Source organism: Fructilactobacillus sp. X3R2C1 (genome assembly GCF_059901235.1).
This window is the reverse complement of record NZ_JBWXVA010000001.1, coordinates 146,229-163,779: the sequence shown is the minus strand read 5'-3', so window position 1 is coordinate 163,779 and position 17,551 is coordinate 146,229. Positions and strand designations below refer to the sequence as shown.

Here is a 17,551-nt window from a genome sequence, read left to right as displayed (position 1 = left end):
GGTGAAAAAAGACAAGTGGATTAAACGAGTAACTATCGGTGGGCTGACCGGGTTATTTATAGTGGCTTGTACGATCCTATTCTTATATACAACGAGTTCAAATCGTTCTGCTTCAGTAAAGGCCGAAAGTAATCCTCAAACAGCTAGTTCATCAGCTAATCAAGCTAATTCCACTAGTCAAAGCAGTTCGTTTAAAAAGACAAGTTCAAATAGTGATAATCCGGATCAGGCGTCATCTGGAAACGACCAGAAGACAAAAACCTTAAGTAACCATGATATGGACCAAAAGAATGGTAAGTACACACAATTAATGCAAGAAAGTCAGAATGACGAAAGTGATTTTAAGGCGGGTAAGTACGTGCCAGCCACCAAGTTGTCGGCTGCGCAAATTAAAACGGCTGATTTATCGACTGTCTCGGTGGGCGACTGGAGTAGTTTTGTTGCGGCCATCCAGAATTCAAACGTCGATCATATTTTAATTGCAAATGATTTTGCCGCTCCTGATACCGGAATGCGACAGGTCCAGGCTGCTTCTCGTCTAAGTGGCAATCTGGTGGTCGACGGACAAGTTACCGCTTCTAATAGTAATCCGGACGATCAACACGTTAATGGTCCAACGGTTGATTTAGACGGTAATAGTTTTGATTGGCATGGAAATAATAGAAGCAATTCGAATGGGACATCCCAGTTTCCAGACGTTCAGGTTAACAACTTGAACGTGTATGGTGGTAATTATTATGGGATGTTTTGTGATAGCAACGGTGGAATTCATGGTGATGTACAAACTTACACCAATTATTCGTATACTGGTTCCCAACCGTTTGTTAACTATGGTGGATTAGACGTTTTAAAGGGCCAAATCCGGTTGAACCAGGTTAATCGGTATTCAGCGATGGGGCGAACTAATACTAATATTTCCTTTGGTGGTCAACAACTGATGGAAGCATGTGCATTGTGGATTGCCGACAGTAATGACAGTTCCAATCCAACTAACGTTAAAACCACCAGTAATAACAATTCTTCTCTTCCTAATTTTGAAATTGGTGACTGGGGAGACGAACGATGGGATCAGCGGATTCAAAATGTTCCCACTAATCCTAATACTGGTCAACCCTTTAATCTGGGTCAGATTGCGATTGGTAACAATGTCAATGTCGATATGGATGCGACCGCTAAAAACTCAGTTGGTGGTGGTAATAGCAACAGTTCAGGTCAAACTTCTGGATTTGATCTGGGGCGTGGAAATAACCAAAATGACTTTAGTATTGGTAATTACTCCAAGGTTAATATTGATATGACGCCTGGTCATACGGCCATCACTTCTTATAATCGAGCAAATAGTAGTGCTCAATCTGGAATTAATATTGGGAGTTCAACCCTAACGGTCAATAGTAATCATGGTTACGGAAGCCCAGCAACTAATCGTCCAGGCATATTTGCTAACGGTGACATTACCTTTGCTCCTAATCAGGTTGCTGAACTTGACCCAGGTTCTGATCAACAGCCAACCTTAAACATTGATAAAAATGTTCAAAATAATGACTCAAGAATGGCAATTCAGTCGCTAACTGGGAACATTGATTTACGTAAACTAGGGTATGGCGATCTGCGGATGAGTAATTATAGTCATCCGGTTAATGAACCAATTATTTCGGTTAATCGCGGTCGTACAACCGGGAGTGGACAGATTGAGTTTGGTGCTAATCAACCATTCTCAGCTTGGAACTTAACTAATTCTGATAATGACGGTTCGCCTCAGTGGAGTTGGGAACAATCACCGGCTAGTGGCTGGTCATATCCAAATGATACCTTTCAACCCACTTCGTTTGATCCATATCAATACTCTCGTTTAAAGGTGGGGACTTCCCAGTCCGAAGGTAACCTGCAGTTTGACCATTCATTAAATGATGCAAGGGATTCGAAGTACTCGTACCAGATTGACGGAACCGTCACGGATGACAACGGTGCACCCTATGCAGATGCGTATGTTAGTTTAACTGGTGATCCGAATATCCAACCCAATGTTGGTAACAACGATAGTATCCCAAATGATGGTTACGCCTTTGGATATCCAATGTTTCAACCCAAAGCTCCTGATAATATTTCCAAAAGGGAGTACGTCGCTAAGACTGATTCTAACGGGCACTTCAATTATACGTTGCCTAAAAAGAACGGACAGCAAACCTACCTGACTGCGAACGAAACCATTACGGCTTTTGCCGCTGGATATAATGATTCCAGTTGGTTTTACACGAAGGAGACCCCAGAACCAGTTGACGGTGTTAATAGTCCAGGGGTGATTAATCCATATCAACCGCAAACACAGGATGACAATGGCTTTCCACAAAATGTCGATCCGGGTGACCAAGTTGCGGGAGCTAACAACCCTGCTGACAATAATGATCCGGCAATGTTAAGACTCGACGCAGTTCCTCAAAGCATGCAATTTAACATGAACGGTGGGAATGCGTCACCGATTAATGGTCATTTGGCGGTTCCAATTTCTGAGCAGGGAACTTCGTTAGCTTACAATCCAAATAGTTCGAAGCCGGGGATCTTTACCCAGTTTACTAATTCTGTTGGTAGCGAAATAAATGATGACGGTTGGAACTTATCGGTTACGGCTACAGCAAATGATAATCAAGGAAACCTGTTAAATGATGCATCGTTACTTTTGGGTGGGTCCCCACTTGGTGATGGTTTTCTCCAAGAATTAAGTACCCCAAGTGGCATGGGACTTACGCAGTGGAGTAAAACGGGAAACAATCTTTCCGACCTCATTAACTTTAATGGACAGGAAACCCCGATTGTCTCAAGTAATGATGTGAGTTTAGATAATTCAACCTATCAGACATTTTGGAATTTGGATAACATTAAATTGAACCTAGATGAAGAAGTTTTAAGGGATAATAAAGCGGGCCTTGGTGGCAATTCACAGAACTCTAGTGGAACGCTGACTTGGAACTTGTCTCACGGTCCTTCTGAGGGCGACTAATGATTAAGACGATGATAATTTAAGAATTGTTGTCGTCTTTTGTGCGTAATGAATGATTAAACTTGGAAATTGGAGTGGCGTTATAATGAAAGTAGTTCAAAGATTAATGGTGATGATGGTTGCACTCGGTGCTTTTGTTCTTTTCTTCTTACTTGGAAGTGTTTTTACCCAGGCCGATACACAAAATCAGGTCCCACTGGAAGTTCTTCCTCAGATTAAAGATGTGAAAGGCCAACAAAAAAGGGCTGATTATTTCGATATTAAGGCAACTCCTGGGATGAAACAACAGCTAAAAATCAAATTGATTAACCGAAGCACTAACATGCCATTAAAGGTTAAATTGGGAGTTAATCCCGCTACTACTTCTGGAGCTCCTACGATTAGTTACGCTAATAAAGAGAAAACTAATAACCGTCAATTTCCGATTGAGAAGTTGGTAACTTTTGCTAAAACTTCCGATCAGTCGGTTTCACTTCAACCGCAACAAAAGCAAACCGTTGTTTTAAATCTAAATGTTCCGAATGACAGGCGATTTCAAGACTTCAAGGGAACCATTCTTGGTGGCCTTTACGTTGTCGAAGATAATGGCAACCAGTCGTCATCACCAGTCAATTCACTGTATTCATATTCGGTTGGAATTCAGTTAAAACACGGAAAACAACCTGCTAACATCAAAATGAATGGGATTAAGATGCTGAATACTAGTAATCCTAATTTGATGGAAGTCAAGTTATCAAATGACAGGGCGGCGGTGCTTGGAAAAACCAAGATTAAGACTGACGTTACACCGATTAACAGTATGAATGCTTTAGACTCACATACAACTTTTGATGCCGTAATCGCGCCTAATAGTTCGTTTAATTACCTGGTTCCTAAGTCCGCTAACCAATTACCGAACGGACGCTATTTGCTTCACTTAAAAATGATTTCTAATGATCCTCAATTTAAGGGAACTAAGGTCTGGAACTTTACGCGTGGGTTTACTGTCAATAACCCAATTTCAGCGACTCATTCAATAAATAAAGCGGTTTCAAAGAGCATCTTCTGGTTGGTTATGTTAATATTGTTGTTGGGTACCATTGGTATCTGTCTTTATTTCTTTTTTGCCGGAAGAAAACAAGATGAGCTATAAATCTAATAAGACTATGTTTCATACACAGTTGTGTATTATTATTTGGAAACCGGTGCTTGCGTGTTCCGGATTTTTTGTGCGGGATTTTTGTGTCACTGGGATTCCTAATTTATGAACAAAGGAAGAGTGATTTTTTGGAAAAAGCAGCAAAGAAAAACATTTTTTTATTTGCGATTGGAATTGCCATTGTTGTGGCTGGTTTTCTTTTTATTGAATTTGGGATCAACGTTGATGGTGTAAAGCGTGGCGAACACACCCCCATTTTATTTGTATCAGACCTAAATAAAACTTCCAAGGCTGCTAACCACCTGACGGTTACTTCTAGTCGTGAGGGCGGCGAGTATGCCATGAAGATTAATGTTTATCCGGACGGTAAGATTTATTACCATCCTAACGGAAATGTACACGCTAAGTATCCGATTATCAAGGTCAACTTTACCGACAATACTGCTTCCACGGTAATTCAGGCGAAGTGGCTGAATGAGATTCTCGTTCATTTAAATCATAAGTACCATTATCAACAATATAATGCTTTAGGATTTGGTTCTGGGAGTCTAACGATTTATCAGAACGCCGTGGCATATGGTCAAGAATCGAATCATATGCGACTGACCAAGTTCATATCAATTGGTGGACCATACAAGGGCATCATGCCGGTAACTGATGTTATGAACCATCGCTACCCGAAAGTTAGTGAATTAAAGGATGCTTCTAAGAGTTTTCCGAAGGGTGTGAGTGTTCTCAACGTTTACGGACAATTGAGCAAGACAAATAAATCTGACGGACGAGTTACTACTTCGTCTGCTCGTGAATTAAGAAAGCTTGTCCCGGGCTCTGACTATCAGGAAATTAAAGTAAGCGGAAGATCAGGTCAACACAGTAAGTTATTAAACAATCAGATGGCTTCAAGAATTATTGAAAGATTCCTGTTCGCTGAATAATCAAACAAAAAGCGAGATCACAAATTAATGTGATCTCGCTTTTGTTTTAATTAGAGTTGGTTAACGACACCTTTTTCAACGGCACGGCTTAATGCTTGAAGTTCGTTAATCTTTGATTCAATGAGGTATTGACCCTTAACTTCACTCTTGTCTTTAGCATCTTGTAATTGTTGGTCTAAGAATTGAATTTGTTTATCGATATAATCAGTAAGTTTCATATTATGCACTCCCATCTGTTCTATTTTTCACTTACATCCTACCAGATTTGAACTCGTTTATCAGGTTTTAAGTACATCTGATCTTTGGCGGTTACGTCAAAAGTTGTGTAAAAGTCATCAAGATTCTTAACTTGAACAGATGCTCGAAGTGGAGCAGGTGCATGCACGTCAATTGATAGTAATAGATTCTGGTATTCTGGGGTGGCTTTCATTCGCCAAATCCGACCCCAGTTGGTAAAGAACTGGTATAAGTCAGTGTCATCACCATTTTTAGCGGCTTCTTCAGCACAGCTAAGACCACCCGCATCAGCGATATTCTCTGAGACGGTCAGGTTACCGTTAACTTTACCACCCGCAAATGGAATGCCGTTGAATTCGTCAATCATTTTCTGGGCTAACTTGGAGAAGTGTTCGTGATCGGACTTGGTCCACCAATTATTCAGGTTACCATACTGGTCGAATAAAGAGCCATTATTGTCAAAGGCGTGTGAAATTTCATGAGCCATAACCGCTCCGATTCCGCCATAATTAGCGCTTTCGGGTTGATCTAAACTGTAAAATGGTGCTTGTAGAATGGCGGCCGGGAAGACAATGATGTTTTTAAAGGGATGATAGTAAGCATTCACGGTGTTGGCACTCATTTCCCAACGTTCTCTTTCCACTGGTTTGTTCCACTTTGAGAATTCGTCTTGGTTGGCAATTTTTTCAAAGTTAAGTAGGTTACTTAAAACCGTGCCACCATCTTTTTCCTCGGTAACGTGAAATTTCTTGTAAAGCGGATCTAGTTCATCAGGATATCCGACTTGAACTCCAAGGGTAGAAAGCTTTTTAGTTGCCATCTTCTTAGTGTCGTCGCTTAACCATTGGTTGTTTGAAAGTCGGTTTTTATATACGTCGATCATACTATCAACCATTTGATGAACGTCAGCTTTGGCTTTTTCACCAAAGTATTTTTTACCGTAGTAGTCACCAACCACTTGATCAAAAGTTCCTGATGCAAGGTAGTAGGCGGCCTTCTTTTTATTAGTGGCTTCCTTCTTGCCTGAGAGCGATCTACTATAGGTCCCACCAACTACCCGGAATTCGTCTGAGAGAGCGCCACTGTACCCATTAAGTGTCTTCACAAGCATCCAGTCCTTCATAAGCTGGAAGTGAGATGAAGTTAAAAGTTCGGAAAGATTACTAAAGAATTGGGGTTCGGTGACGATGATCTTTTCAGGAAGGGTACCCACTAATTGGTTAATGGCTTCCTTTAGGTTCAAGGCATTGGTTGACCGAGCTAATTCGTCGGTACTTTCTGGGTTGTACATTTTACTGTAGTCAGCAGCTTCTTCAGCTGACTTGACGTTTGGGGCGATTAAGCGATCAAATTCAACCGCATTTTCAACGATCTTTTGACTGTCGTTCTCACTATATCCAGCCATTTCAAATAACTTGGTGGTCATTTGAATGAAGATTGGCATTAAGGTTTTGGCCGCTTCATTATCTTTTTCGTAGTAAGTTTTATCTGGCATAAAAAGGGAAGGTCCACTCGCAAAGAGGGCGTTCACTTTCGCATTCTTCATGTCAGGATCAAGTCCCAATGAAAATGGGGTTGGGAGTCCAGAAAGGATCCAATCGGGGAGCTGATCGTTTAAATCATTGTAATTTTCCAGATTACTGATTCGGTCAAGGACTGGCTTTAAAGGCTTAACGCCATCTTCATCACGCTTTTTGAAGTTATTAGTCATGTTATAGAACTTTTTGTATTCTTCGAGTTCGGGGGTTTTAGCGGTTAATTGACCACTTGATAGGTCGGCTGAATCCTTCATTAAGGTCTTGTCGATATCATCAACTAGATCCATGAAACCACCGGTTGAAGAGTGATCAGACGGGATGGTTGCTTGTTTAATCCATGCTCCATTAATGGCGTCATAGAAGTCGGTTTTTAGTTCTGACTTATCAATTGGAAATTCTTTGTTAGTCATAGTCATTGTCCTTTCGAATTTTTTCTCATAATTAAATGGTATCAAAAAAGTCTCATGAATGTTGTTCATGAGACTCATTTTTTTCGATTATTTATTTTTTTAGGTCTTCAATTGAGTTAACGTTCTTCATGTACTTCGGCACAGCTAAGCCAACTTTAGCCTTGTCAATACTGGTACCAACGATTTCAACGTTGTTTTTGTACTTCTTGTACATCGGTGCCATCGTTGTTGGCAACCAACCAGCAGTTGAAGCATCGGCCGATCCAGTTGAAAGGGCCGTCCACATTGGTTGAGCTTCCATTGCTGAAAGGGTTGGTTTATAACCCTTCATCCGTAGCAGTTGAGCAACCACGTTGGATGATGACAATTCAGAGTCCCAGGAAACGAGGACCAGTTTAACGGGTTGACCGTGTCCCTCAGGAACACCGTTAAGCCACTGTTTAACTAGTTCGGGGTGTTTATTGATGAATTCTTTTGATGCTTTTTCAGCATTTTCACCCTTATCAATCTTAAACATGACTTCACTCATTAATTCGTCGTTCCAGTGGAATTGTCTGAGAAGTTTTGTTGCCCCAGGATTTTTCTTTTCAAATCCCTTGTGGATGATAGTTTGAATGTGTTCACCCTTACCATAGGCGTTCTTTGGATCTTTTAAGAACTTGATAGGATACTTTTGAAACATCCAGTGCGGGGTCCAACCAGTAATTACGATTGGTTGTTTGTACTTGAGCGCTTTATCAAGAGATGAAAGCATGGCAGCAGTAGAACTAGCCTGAAGTTGCCATTTTTCTTTCTTAAGTCCATAGGTGTTTAACGCCTTGGTGGTTGATGACATGATTCCGGCTCCGGAATCAATTCCGGTTATTGTGTAGTTAACTTGTGGTCCAACTTTAGCGTTGGGATTGTACTTTGGTGGATTTACACTACATGCGGTTAGAGTTACCGCTAAAAGTAACGCGGAAGTGATTCCTAGAATCCATTTTGTAAATTTTTTATTCATTATTTATTTGCTCTTGCATCAGCTTTATTGGCACCACCAAGGCCTTTACTGATTTTATCAAGAACAATGGCAAGAATAACGATTGCGATACCCGCTGCAAAACCAGTACCAACATCATTTCTACCAACGGCAAAGTAAACGGCTTCTCCAAGCCCCATTGTACCGATCATTGAAGCAATAACTACCATTGAGAGGGCAAGCATGATTCCCTGGTTAATCCCTGACATAACGGTTGGTTTTGCTAGTGGGAACTGAACTTTGAAGAGTTTTTGCCATGCGGTACAACCAAATGATTCCGATACTTCAAGGTATTCACTTGGGACTTGTCTAATTCCAAGGTTGGTCATGTTGACGATTGGTGGAATTGAGAAGATTACGGAAGCAAATACACCAGGAACTTGACCGATTCCGAATAAAGCAACGGCAGGGATCAAGTAAACGAAAGCTGGCATGGTTTGAAGAAATGACATGATTGGACTCACAATGGTTTCCACAATTTTACTTTTAGCCATCCAGGTTCCAAGTGGAACTCCAATGATGACGATTAAAAGGCAGGTTGTCAGAACCAAGTCCAAAGTTTGAGTCATGTCCCGCCAGTATCCTTGGTTCCAGATTAAAAGGAAGCCAAGAAGTTCAAAGAGCATGAAGCCCCAGTGTTTTGTTTTGCGAAATAAGAACCAGGTTCCAAGTAGGATAATGACAATAAACAACCAAATTGGGATAATGTCAAAAACCCATTGGATTCCGTTCATAACGGTATTTAAGAAAAGCGTAATTGCATTAAAGAAACCAGCAAATCCAGTTAACCAAGCAAAAAAGTCATTGACCCACTTGGCAATGGGAATTGCACCAATGCTAGCGATAGATAACAAACTATTCATTAGTTATCTCCTCCTTTCTTCGTAGCCATGGCATCAAGAACGGCACTTCTCAAAATAATACCCTTCAGATGTTTTTCGTCATCAACCACCGCGTATGGGATTGGTGATTTAGAGATGGCATTGAACAAGTCACCGATTGGTGTACTTGGAGCAGTAGTTGGAACATTTGTTTTTAATGCGATGTGAAGATCTTTTTCGTGTTTATCAATCATTTCGTTGACGTCATCAGCGTCGACAATTCCAACGAAGTGGTCTTGTGAATCAACAACAAAGATACTTGAGATTTGGTCTTCCTTCATCCGACGAAGGGCTAACTTAGGACCGTCTTTTTCGATATTAACGGTATTTGGCTTAACCATGACGTTGTATGCGGTAAGAATCTTAGAACGATCAACGTTTTCGATGAATTTCTTAACGTAATCATTTTTAGGATGATCAAGTAAGTCTTCTGGTGTATCAACTTGAATGACGTCGCCATCGTGCATCATCATGATCCGATCACCAACTCTTAGTGCTTCATTTAGGTCATGACTGATAAAGATAATGGTTTTATGCAACTTCCGTTGTAGTTCCAATAATTCATTCTGCATTTCCCGCCGATTCAATGGGTCAAGAGCTGAGAAAGCTTCGTCCATCAAAAGAATATCAGGATCATTAGTGATGGCACGTGCTAAACCAACTCGTTGTTGCATTCCACCAGATAGTTCAGTTGGATAACTATCGTCGTATCCGTGAAGACCCACCATCTCTAGTGATTCGTGGGCCTTTTTTTCACGTTCTTCTTTGTCAACGTCTTGAACTTCAAGTCCAAAAGCAGCATTTTCAAGGATGGTACGGTTAGGAAGTAAGCCAAAACCTTGAAATACCATACTCATTTTTTTACGACGAAGGTTAAGTAATTGTTTCTTATCAAACTTCATGATGTCTTCTCCATCTAAGTAGATGGATCCAGAAGTAGGGTCAATCAAGCGATTAAACATTCTTAACATGGTTGACTTACCCGAACCAGATAGTCCCATGATAACGAAAATTTCGTTGTTTTTAATTGAGAAGTTAGCATTATCAACTCCAACTGTACTACCAGTTTCTTCAAGAATTTGAGCCTTATCTTCTCCCTTAGATAAAAGTTCTTGTGCTTTTTTAATATGAGGACCAAAGATTTTAGTGATGTGATCAACTTTGATTTTTTCATTATTATTTTGAGCCACAGAACTCCTCCTTTCGATTAACACTGACAATTAAAGTAAAAATATCTACATTAACCAACTTAACAAGTACAACCGTATATGTCAACTTTTCTACCATTTATAAAGCGCGGCACACCGGTTTTTACGGGTTCTATGTCCTTACTCTGATGTAGGTTCTCGTAATGTAATTTTATTTTAAAATTAATGTTAAAAGATGAGAAATGTGTTAGAAGAATTGTCCGATCCCATAGTGAATGATCATGGTAATGATTCCCACGATGACGTTTCTAATTACCGCAATCTTCACCAGACCATTCCCAAGTTCGGCACTTAAGAATCCGGTGATAGCTACAGCAATGATGACAGCGATGATAGTTCCAGGCCACTGAAGTCCGACGGGAAGCAGCGTCATGGCAAGTAGTGGGAGAATTCCACCAAGTGCAGCAGAACACAGCGACGAGAAAGCGGCACTCCACGGACTTAGATATTTCCCTAACTGAAGGTCATATTTGACGCTCACTACCGTTTCAAGCGGTTTTTTTGATAATAGATCCTTTGCAATTTCAGTTGCCGTTTCTTTACTAACCCCACGGCTCATGTAAAATTGAACGACACTTGCCATTTCATCATCGAAATTGGTTTTTAAAAGCTTGCTTTCGGTTTTAACGGCCGCTTCCTCAGTGTCACGTTGGGAACTTACTGAAGCATATTCTCCTCCTGCCATTGAAAAGGCACAGGCAAGCAGATCCGATAGTCCGGCAATGAAAATAGTGAGGGGATTCGTAGTAGCTACGGCAACTGAAAAAAGAACTCCAACGACGGTGAGAATTCCGTCATTTGATCCGAGAACGCCGGCACGGAGATTGTTCAATTTCTCATCCATGGTATTGTCGTTATTATCTTTTAGTTGTTTCTTTAAATGAAGACGCATCTGCTTACCTCCTAAAATGCTAATCCGACTAAACGACCAACAAGGTAGGCAACGGTCATGGTTACTAACCCCGAAATGACGTTTCGTATCAGTGACTTAGTCCGGTTAGCGTTTCCAAGAATGGCAGCAACGTATCCGGTGATTGAAAGTGCCAAGACGATGGCAATGTAGGTCCCAAGCACGCGATATTGCGCTGGTGCAACGAAAATGGTTACCAGGGGAAGAATTGATCCAGTTGGAAACGAGATCATTGATGCGATGGCAGCGGCATAAGGATTAGTGAAATCATTTCGATCAAATGAATATTTTTCACGAACTACGGTAGTGAGGGGATCCTTTTGCATCATTTCGGAAGTGGCTCTTTCAGCCAGGGCGTTTGCCATTCCGGTTTTAAGGTACTTATTTTTAACGAAGTTAAACTCGTCATCATAATGATTTTTAAGGCCTTGTTTAACGAGATCAATTGCCTGACGTTGTGAATCCTTCTGGGTGTTAACCGAGACGTATTCTCCCATCGTCATGGATACCGTTCCGGCAAGCATTCCCGCTAAACCTGAGATTAGAATTGCCCAATTACTAGTTGATGCACCAGCGACCCCGAGTACAATTCCAGCAACCGATAGGATCCCATCATTGGCACCCATAACACTAGCCCGCAAAACGTTGATTTTCTGGGCAAGCGATGTTTTCATTTTTGACATAACTGACTCCTCCAGTTTATAATGATTATAATCTAGCTCAACTACTATTTTACCGCAATAACTTGACATAGTAAACACGAAAGAGAAATTAGGCATAAAAAAAGCACCATGAACAAATGTCATGGTGATCGATTTTTGAAATAAAATTAGTTTTTTAATTAGTCCTTTGATGAAGTTTTAGATATTTCAACAACTTTTTGGTTGTTGCTCTTGTTTTGACTCTGTTGGTCCTTTTCCTTTGCTTGACATTCTTTACAAATTCCATGAACTTCAACGTTTGAAACTGATGGATCAAATCCAACCTGTTTGGTTGCATCCTGTAAGTCTTTATCAATTTGCTTGAACTTTGGATCATCAATATCAATAATTTTTCCACAGGTATCACAAATGGCGTGAAAATGCGGATGACTGTAAAAGTCATAGCGATATCCGCCATCTGGATTTGGCAATTCAATCACGATTCTAAGCTTTTTAAATAAACGTAAGTTATTGTAAACAGTTGCCATACTTAGGTTGGGAAAGGTTTCTTCCAAAAAATGGAAGATGGTCTCAACTGAAGGATGGTTATTGTGATCGATAAGGTACTTTAAAATAATTTGTCGTTGCGGGGTAATTCGGACATTGTTACTTTTAAGAATGTCCATGGCTTTCCCATACGCTTCTTTCTTCTCTTTTTCATTCATAAATATGCACTCCCATACATTATAATGTTACTCTTTTATTTCAATAATCATTCTAGTAGCTTATGGAACACAATTCAACTGAAATCACTGAAATAATTGAAATCTAGCGGATTTCGGGGATCGGGCTACTTGAGAGAAACCTAATCTTTTTATTATACTTATAAGATTATGCTGATTATTATTTAATAGAATAGAGATGTTTGGCTGTTTTAATTCTTGAAAAGTAAACTTAATCATGTGATTTAATAATTCGGAAATTAGATCCGGAGCAATTCCGACCTCAAAGATAAAGTAAAACTGGGGTTGGTTATTGTCTAAATTACTGATGGCAAAGATTCCGAGTAGAGTATGAGTGTTTTTGTCCAACACTCCCCAAATCAGAGCCTGAGATTTCATGATTTTACGCATGTCAAGATTAACTAGATCGGCTGTTCTAGTGGGGTTATACTCACCATCCAGGCGAACATTGGCAATTGTGCGACCATTTAAGAGTGAGGTTATTTCGCCAAGATTCATGGTAGTCAGCCAATCCATTTCAAGGTGAGCGGTAAAAATTGGGTGGTAACTTTCAAGTTTCGTCATGGTTTTTCTCCTTTATATTATTCCAAAATTGTTTGATGTCATGCTCGAGTTCATGAGGGTTGTGAGCAATCTGATAATTTTTCCATTGTTGAGGATAAAGGTTTGTGTACCTTTTCTGGGTAAATCTTTGATCCATTAATACAACGATTCCCTGATCATGTTTACCACGGATGAGACGTCCGGCAGCCTGAAAAACGTTGTTTAAGCCCGGTAGTTGATAAGCATATTCAAATCCGTGACCATTTTCGGCATCAAAGTAGTCCCGAATCAGGTTGGTTTCTGGGTTAAGTCCCGGAAGTCCAACCCCGACAATCCCAACTCCAATTAATTTATCACCGACCAGGTCAATTCCCTCCGAAAAGATGCCACCAAGAAGGGCAAATCCGACAACAGGATGGTCGTTTGGTTGATTGAATTGATTGATAAAGCTGGAACGCGCTGCTTCATTCATGCCAGCTTCTTGTTTGATTGTTTTAACCGTGGGGTGTTGTCTGTTAAATTCATCGTAGATTTTTTCTAGGTACACTCCTGATGGAACAAAGATCAGGTAGTTGCCGGCTTTCCCGCTGATCATTTTGTTGATGGTATCAACAATCTTAGAGATGCTTTGGTCACGTTTTTGAAACGTAGTATTGATGTAAGAGGTGATGATGATATTCTGGTTTGCTTTTGGAAACGGGGAGGGCAGTTGATACTTCAAACTATTGTCTTCGTTACCGAGAACCTTGGCATAGTAGTTCATCGGTGAAAGGGTGGCCGAAAACAACACTGCTCCGCCACCAAGGTTAAGGGTCTCGGCTAGATTGTGACTTGGATCCATACAGAAGAGACGAACAGTCGTATTCTTACCATTGATGAGGATTCTCGTTTTGTAATTTGGACCATAGTACTCGTTGATTTTGAGGTATCCCGTACACTGAAAGAAAAAATCAAGCACCAAGTCCAGGTCATCACCGTCGTCTTGTTTTGCGATCCATTTCCGGAGGACCTTGACTACGTTAGTGACTGCTTTTGTAAATTTATCCAGTGGATCATCGAGTGCGACCTCGAATTTATGGTCTTTTCTTAATGGTTTGGCAATCATATTAAATTGACGTTTGAGTGATCGTAACTTGGTTAAGACCTTTGCGTTTTGTTCCTTGTTCTTTGATAGAAACTTGATAACTTTTTCTAATGGTTCAGATGATAGTTCGGTTGAGTACATGTCACGGGAACGATCGACTAGGTTATGGGCCTCATCAATCAGGTAAAAATTCTGATAATCTTGCACCTCAAAGAAGCGTTGAAGGTGGACCTGTGGATCAAATAAGTAATTGTAGTCACCAATGATAACGTCACAAAAAAGGCTGATATCAAGCGAGAATTCAAAGGGATCAAGTGTGTATTTTTTTGCGTACTTTTCCACCACGTCACGCGTGATCTGGTGATTATTTTTTAAAATATCCTTTAGGGCTGGTTTTAAGCGATCATAGTAGCCCAGCATATAGGGATTATCCTCTGGTGATTTGTCACGTTCATCATCAAACGTAATCTTGTCCTTAGCGGTAAGGGTAATGCTTCGAAGTCGTAATCCATGATTACTCATGAGATTAATGGCGTCTTCAGCAACTCGTCTAGTACTTTGTTTAGCCGTTAAGTAGAACACCTTTGAAATGAGATCATTTCCCATGGCTTTGATGGTAGGAAAGAGGGTTGAGATGGTTTTACCGGTTCCAGTGGGAGCTTCTGCAAACAGGTGGCGGTTAGAAGCGACGGTCTTATATACCGCAGCTGCCAGTTCATGTTGACCCTTTCGATACGTTTGGAAGGGAAATTGAACTTTTTTGGCGGTGATTCTTTTTTCTTCATTTAACTGGTCTTTAAGTTCAAGCCATTCCCCAAATTCGTGAATTAAGTTGTCAAAGAAACGTTTGGAATCTTCGTATGTAATGGAACGTTCCTTTTGTGTAATTTCTTCTTCAGGGGTCTGGACGTACGTCAGCCGCATGGTGACTGATTTGATTGAGGGATGTTCCGTCATTAGTAAATAGGCATAAGCCTGTACTTGTCCCCAGTAAAGAATCATTTTGTTTTTTGGAATATCGTTAAACTCAATGTCAGAGGTTTTGATTTCTTCGATTGTGGCTGATTTATCACTCATGATGACACCATCGGCACGACCATGAACCAGAAAATCAGTCTGATTAACCTGGACTTCTTTTTCTAGGTAGTACTCCTTTTCATAATTACTAGGACGATTTTTTTGAATTTTCCGGTGGATTTTAGTGCCAGCTTGAGCCGTGTTCAGACTACTAAGACTACTATTTAGATCTCCGCTTCGAAGTAAAAATTCAACGAGATCTCTGACTCCAACTTTGTTCACTATGTCCACCTCCTTTTTTCAATAAAAAAACAACTTCAAACGAAGTTGTTTTATTCTTCACGCCAACGATTGAACTCGTTTGCATGAGACCCTAAGTAATTCATTGCCTCTTTGGTTAGCCGATCAACCTCAGTTTTTGTTTGATCTGGCATTACGTGATAGAAATTACAAACATATCCTTCAGCAATGTCTTCGTATTGTTCTCTTCGTCCGTAGCCAGCATCGTTAAATAATTTATCTAATCCTTTGACGTCGTTTTTACCGGCTTCATAGACTTGCTGAGCTAGATTAGTTTTGTTTTCACCTAACATTGTAGCGGCATATTTTATGATAAAATCATTCATATCAATGATGATGTTTTGGCGTTGTTTACGTTCTATTTTCTTCTTCGACATATTTTCACCTCACTATTAGTTTAAAGCATTCGCCCAATAAATGAAAATAGAAAGTGAAAGCTTAAAAAGAACGCAAAATTTATGTTATGATAAGCGCACTAAACTTGGTCGAATCCATACATGTGATAAGATTAAACTGATGTTATTAGAGAAGCGGGTGATTGTTTGGATAATTCAGTTAATCAAGTTGTTAAGGACTTGAAGTATTCGATGAATAACAATTTATTGGTAAATTTGACCCAGCAAAATACAACGGTCTTCTATACTGGCGTGGTCGTTGCCCTTGATGCTGCCGGTGCAATTTTGATCACGTACGATGATTACGGGCTTGCTAACGGACTGGTCTACGTTGTTTACGGAGATATCGATGATATTGACTTTCAAAGTGAGGACCTCACCAAGATGGAGGGACGTATCCGAATGTCTCGTCAATTAAAACTGAACGGAACTAAGCAGGAAGTAATGAAGCTTAATTCTAAAAATGATCTGTTGACCCAGATTTTGGGCAATTCATTTGTCGACCAACAAGCGGTGATGGTGGTAACTCAAGACGGCAATTCCGTTGAAGGGTTCATTAATTCACTGTCGGACTTTGAATTTTCACTTTCCGTTGTTGATAAATTTGACAACGAAAATGTGACCCATAAGACCATCATTAAACCGTTGGTTCGTTCGGTTGAGTTTCTTGGAACCGAGTTAAAGTTATTAACGGATTCTAAGTCAGTTTTATTTGCCAAACACATTGCCCCGAAAGTCATCGACGGACAATTAGCCATTGAAGCCAACTTGTACTCGGCCATGGAAACAGGGAGAAGAATTGTGATGATACCGAAGATTCATTCTGATTTGTTTTTCATTGGTCAGGTGAAAGCGGTTAATTCTGATTCCGTTATGTTTTCGTTGGTTGATATGATGGGACGATTTGGTGGATATGAACTCATTAAGATTGATGAGATTGATAAATTAGTGATTAAAAGTGATTATTTGCGGCTAATTAATCACTTCGTGTCCATCAATTCGGCTAATGGGGTCTTCGTTCAACCCGTGTTAAATAATGATCGAAGTTTTGATTCGACGATTAATCTATTTGAAGTCACGATTCAAATGGCCATCAAATTTCAACGGGTGGTTAGAATAAAAATGAATGACGGCCAATCTTACCTCGGATTTCCCGTGAAGTACGAGCATGGTCAGATAACCGTTCAAATCGTTGACAAAGCAAAATTATTCGTCGTGAATAATCAACTCATTAATCTCGGAGATATTGACGAGATTGCTTTTGGCTACCTTGACTCATATCTAATTGAGCAACAAATCGGATAAAAAAACGATGGCTCTTATAAAAGTCATCGTTTTTATTTGTTATGAACAATAAACTGCTTAATTATTTTTACTTCATCCTGAGTAGGTTGAATTTGCATACTCTTGATGGCATGAAATCTCTCCACCGTCATGTGTAGGTCAACGGCCATTTGGTTGTCAGGGATGTCATGTTTTTCTTGGAATTTAATTAGATCGGTTGCTACCTGACTAAATTCTTCTCCAATTTTCATTTTGCTTCCTCCTCTACTTCGCT

General features: G+C 40.1%; 16 protein-coding genes. 4 read left to right on the top strand and 12 right to left on the bottom strand.

Going from position 1 to position 17,551, the window contains the following annotated elements:
* Position 1 precedes the first annotated feature (1 nt).
* The 3 genes from AC6UDB_RS00860 to AC6UDB_RS00850 all read left to right on the top strand — a co-directional run bounded on the left by AC6UDB_RS00860 (position 2) and on the right by AC6UDB_RS00850 (position 5,068).
* Positions 2 to 2,995 carry a pectate lyase-like adhesive domain-containing protein gene (locus AC6UDB_RS00860; protein WP_500708887.1) on the top strand — a complete coding sequence of 998 codons (2,994 nt, stop codon included), beginning with the start codon at positions 2 to 4 and terminating at the stop codon, positions 2,993 to 2,995.
* Positions 2,996 to 3,080: 85 nt separating this feature from the next.
* Positions 3,081 to 4,127, top strand: coding sequence for a WxL protein host-binding domain-containing protein (locus tag AC6UDB_RS00855; protein ID WP_500708886.1), 1,047 nt, complete (start codon positions 3,081 to 3,083; stop codon positions 4,125 to 4,127).
* A 134-nt stretch (positions 4,128 to 4,261) separates the two neighbouring features.
* The gene (locus AC6UDB_RS00850; RefSeq protein WP_500693465.1) at positions 4,262 to 5,068 is read left to right on the top strand and encodes an alpha/beta hydrolase; all 807 of its coding nucleotides are present in this window, start codon (positions 4,262 to 4,264) and stop codon (positions 5,066 to 5,068) included.
* Positions 5,069 to 5,118: 50 nt separating this feature from the next.
* Here AC6UDB_RS00850 and AC6UDB_RS00845 read toward each other — a convergent pair whose 3' ends face one another.
* From AC6UDB_RS00845 to AC6UDB_RS00795, 11 genes are all read right to left on the bottom strand, one after another.
* Positions 5,119 to 5,286, bottom strand: coding sequence for a hypothetical protein (locus AC6UDB_RS00845; RefSeq protein ID WP_010022596.1), 168 nt, complete (start codon positions 5,284 to 5,286; stop codon positions 5,119 to 5,121).
* A 38-nt stretch (positions 5,287 to 5,324) separates the two neighbouring features.
* A complete protein-coding gene (locus AC6UDB_RS00840; protein ID WP_500708095.1) occupies positions 5,325 to 7,253 on the bottom strand; it encodes a M13 family metallopeptidase in 1,929 nt (642 codons plus the stop codon).
* A 91-nt stretch (positions 7,254 to 7,344) separates the two neighbouring features.
* Positions 7,345 to 8,253 carry a glycine betaine ABC transporter substrate-binding protein gene (locus AC6UDB_RS00835; RefSeq protein ID WP_500693467.1) on the bottom strand — a complete coding sequence of 303 codons (909 nt, stop codon included), beginning with the start codon at positions 8,251 to 8,253 and terminating at the stop codon, positions 7,345 to 7,347.
* The gene (locus tag AC6UDB_RS00830) at positions 8,253 to 9,134 is read right to left on the bottom strand and encodes an ABC transporter permease (protein WP_500693468.1); all 882 of its coding nucleotides are present in this window, start codon (positions 9,132 to 9,134) and stop codon (positions 8,253 to 8,255) included. Before AC6UDB_RS00830 ends, AC6UDB_RS00835 begins: the two co-directional genes overlap by 1 nt.
* On the bottom strand, positions 9,134 to 10,342 hold the full coding sequence (locus AC6UDB_RS00825) for a quaternary amine ABC transporter ATP-binding protein (protein WP_500696488.1): 1,209 nt from the start codon (positions 10,340 to 10,342) through the stop codon (positions 9,134 to 9,136). The genes AC6UDB_RS00830 and AC6UDB_RS00825 overlap by 1 nt, the downstream gene beginning before the upstream one ends.
* A gap of 205 nt (positions 10,343 to 10,547) precedes the next feature.
* Complete coding sequence (locus AC6UDB_RS00820; RefSeq protein ID WP_500708097.1) at positions 10,548 to 11,252, bottom strand: VIT1/CCC1 transporter family protein; 705 nt, start codon at positions 11,250 to 11,252, stop codon at positions 10,548 to 10,550.
* Positions 11,253 to 11,263: 11 nt separating this feature from the next.
* Positions 11,264 to 11,953, bottom strand: coding sequence for a VIT1/CCC1 transporter family protein (locus tag AC6UDB_RS00815; RefSeq protein ID WP_500700839.1), 690 nt, complete (start codon positions 11,951 to 11,953; stop codon positions 11,264 to 11,266).
* 158 nt (positions 11,954 to 12,111) lie between these two features.
* Positions 12,112 to 12,636: a Fur family transcriptional regulator gene (locus tag AC6UDB_RS00810; RefSeq protein ID WP_500707238.1), complete on the bottom strand. Its 525-nt coding sequence runs from the start codon at positions 12,634 to 12,636 to the stop codon at positions 12,112 to 12,114.
* Positions 12,637 to 12,720: 84 nt separating this feature from the next.
* On the bottom strand, positions 12,721 to 13,218 hold the full coding sequence (locus AC6UDB_RS00805) for a GNAT family N-acetyltransferase (protein ID WP_500708885.1): 498 nt from the start codon (positions 13,216 to 13,218) through the stop codon (positions 12,721 to 12,723).
* Positions 13,205 to 15,583 carry a helicase C-terminal domain-containing protein gene (locus AC6UDB_RS00800; RefSeq protein WP_500709026.1) on the bottom strand — a complete coding sequence of 793 codons (2,379 nt, stop codon included), beginning with the start codon at positions 15,581 to 15,583 and terminating at the stop codon, positions 13,205 to 13,207. Before AC6UDB_RS00800 ends, AC6UDB_RS00805 begins: the two co-directional genes overlap by 14 nt.
* Before the next feature lie 47 nt (positions 15,584 to 15,630).
* A complete protein-coding gene (locus AC6UDB_RS00795) occupies positions 15,631 to 15,975 on the bottom strand; it encodes a hypothetical protein (protein ID WP_500693474.1) in 345 nt (114 codons plus the stop codon).
* Positions 15,976 to 16,140: 165 nt separating this feature from the next.
* Between AC6UDB_RS00795 and AC6UDB_RS00790 the strand changes: the two genes are divergently transcribed.
* Positions 16,141 to 17,298 (top strand): hypothetical protein, encoded by a 1,158-nt coding sequence (locus AC6UDB_RS00790; protein WP_500708884.1) that lies wholly within the window; start codon positions 16,141 to 16,143, stop codon positions 17,296 to 17,298.
* Positions 17,299 to 17,330: 32 nt separating this feature from the next.
* Here the strand turns inward: AC6UDB_RS00790 and AC6UDB_RS00785 are convergent, their stop codons facing one another.
* Positions 17,331 to 17,528, bottom strand: a complete 198-nt coding sequence (locus tag AC6UDB_RS00785; protein WP_500693476.1) for an LBP_cg2779 family protein — start codon at positions 17,526 to 17,528, stop codon at positions 17,331 to 17,333.
* Between the last annotated feature and the right edge of the window lie 23 nt (positions 17,529 to 17,551).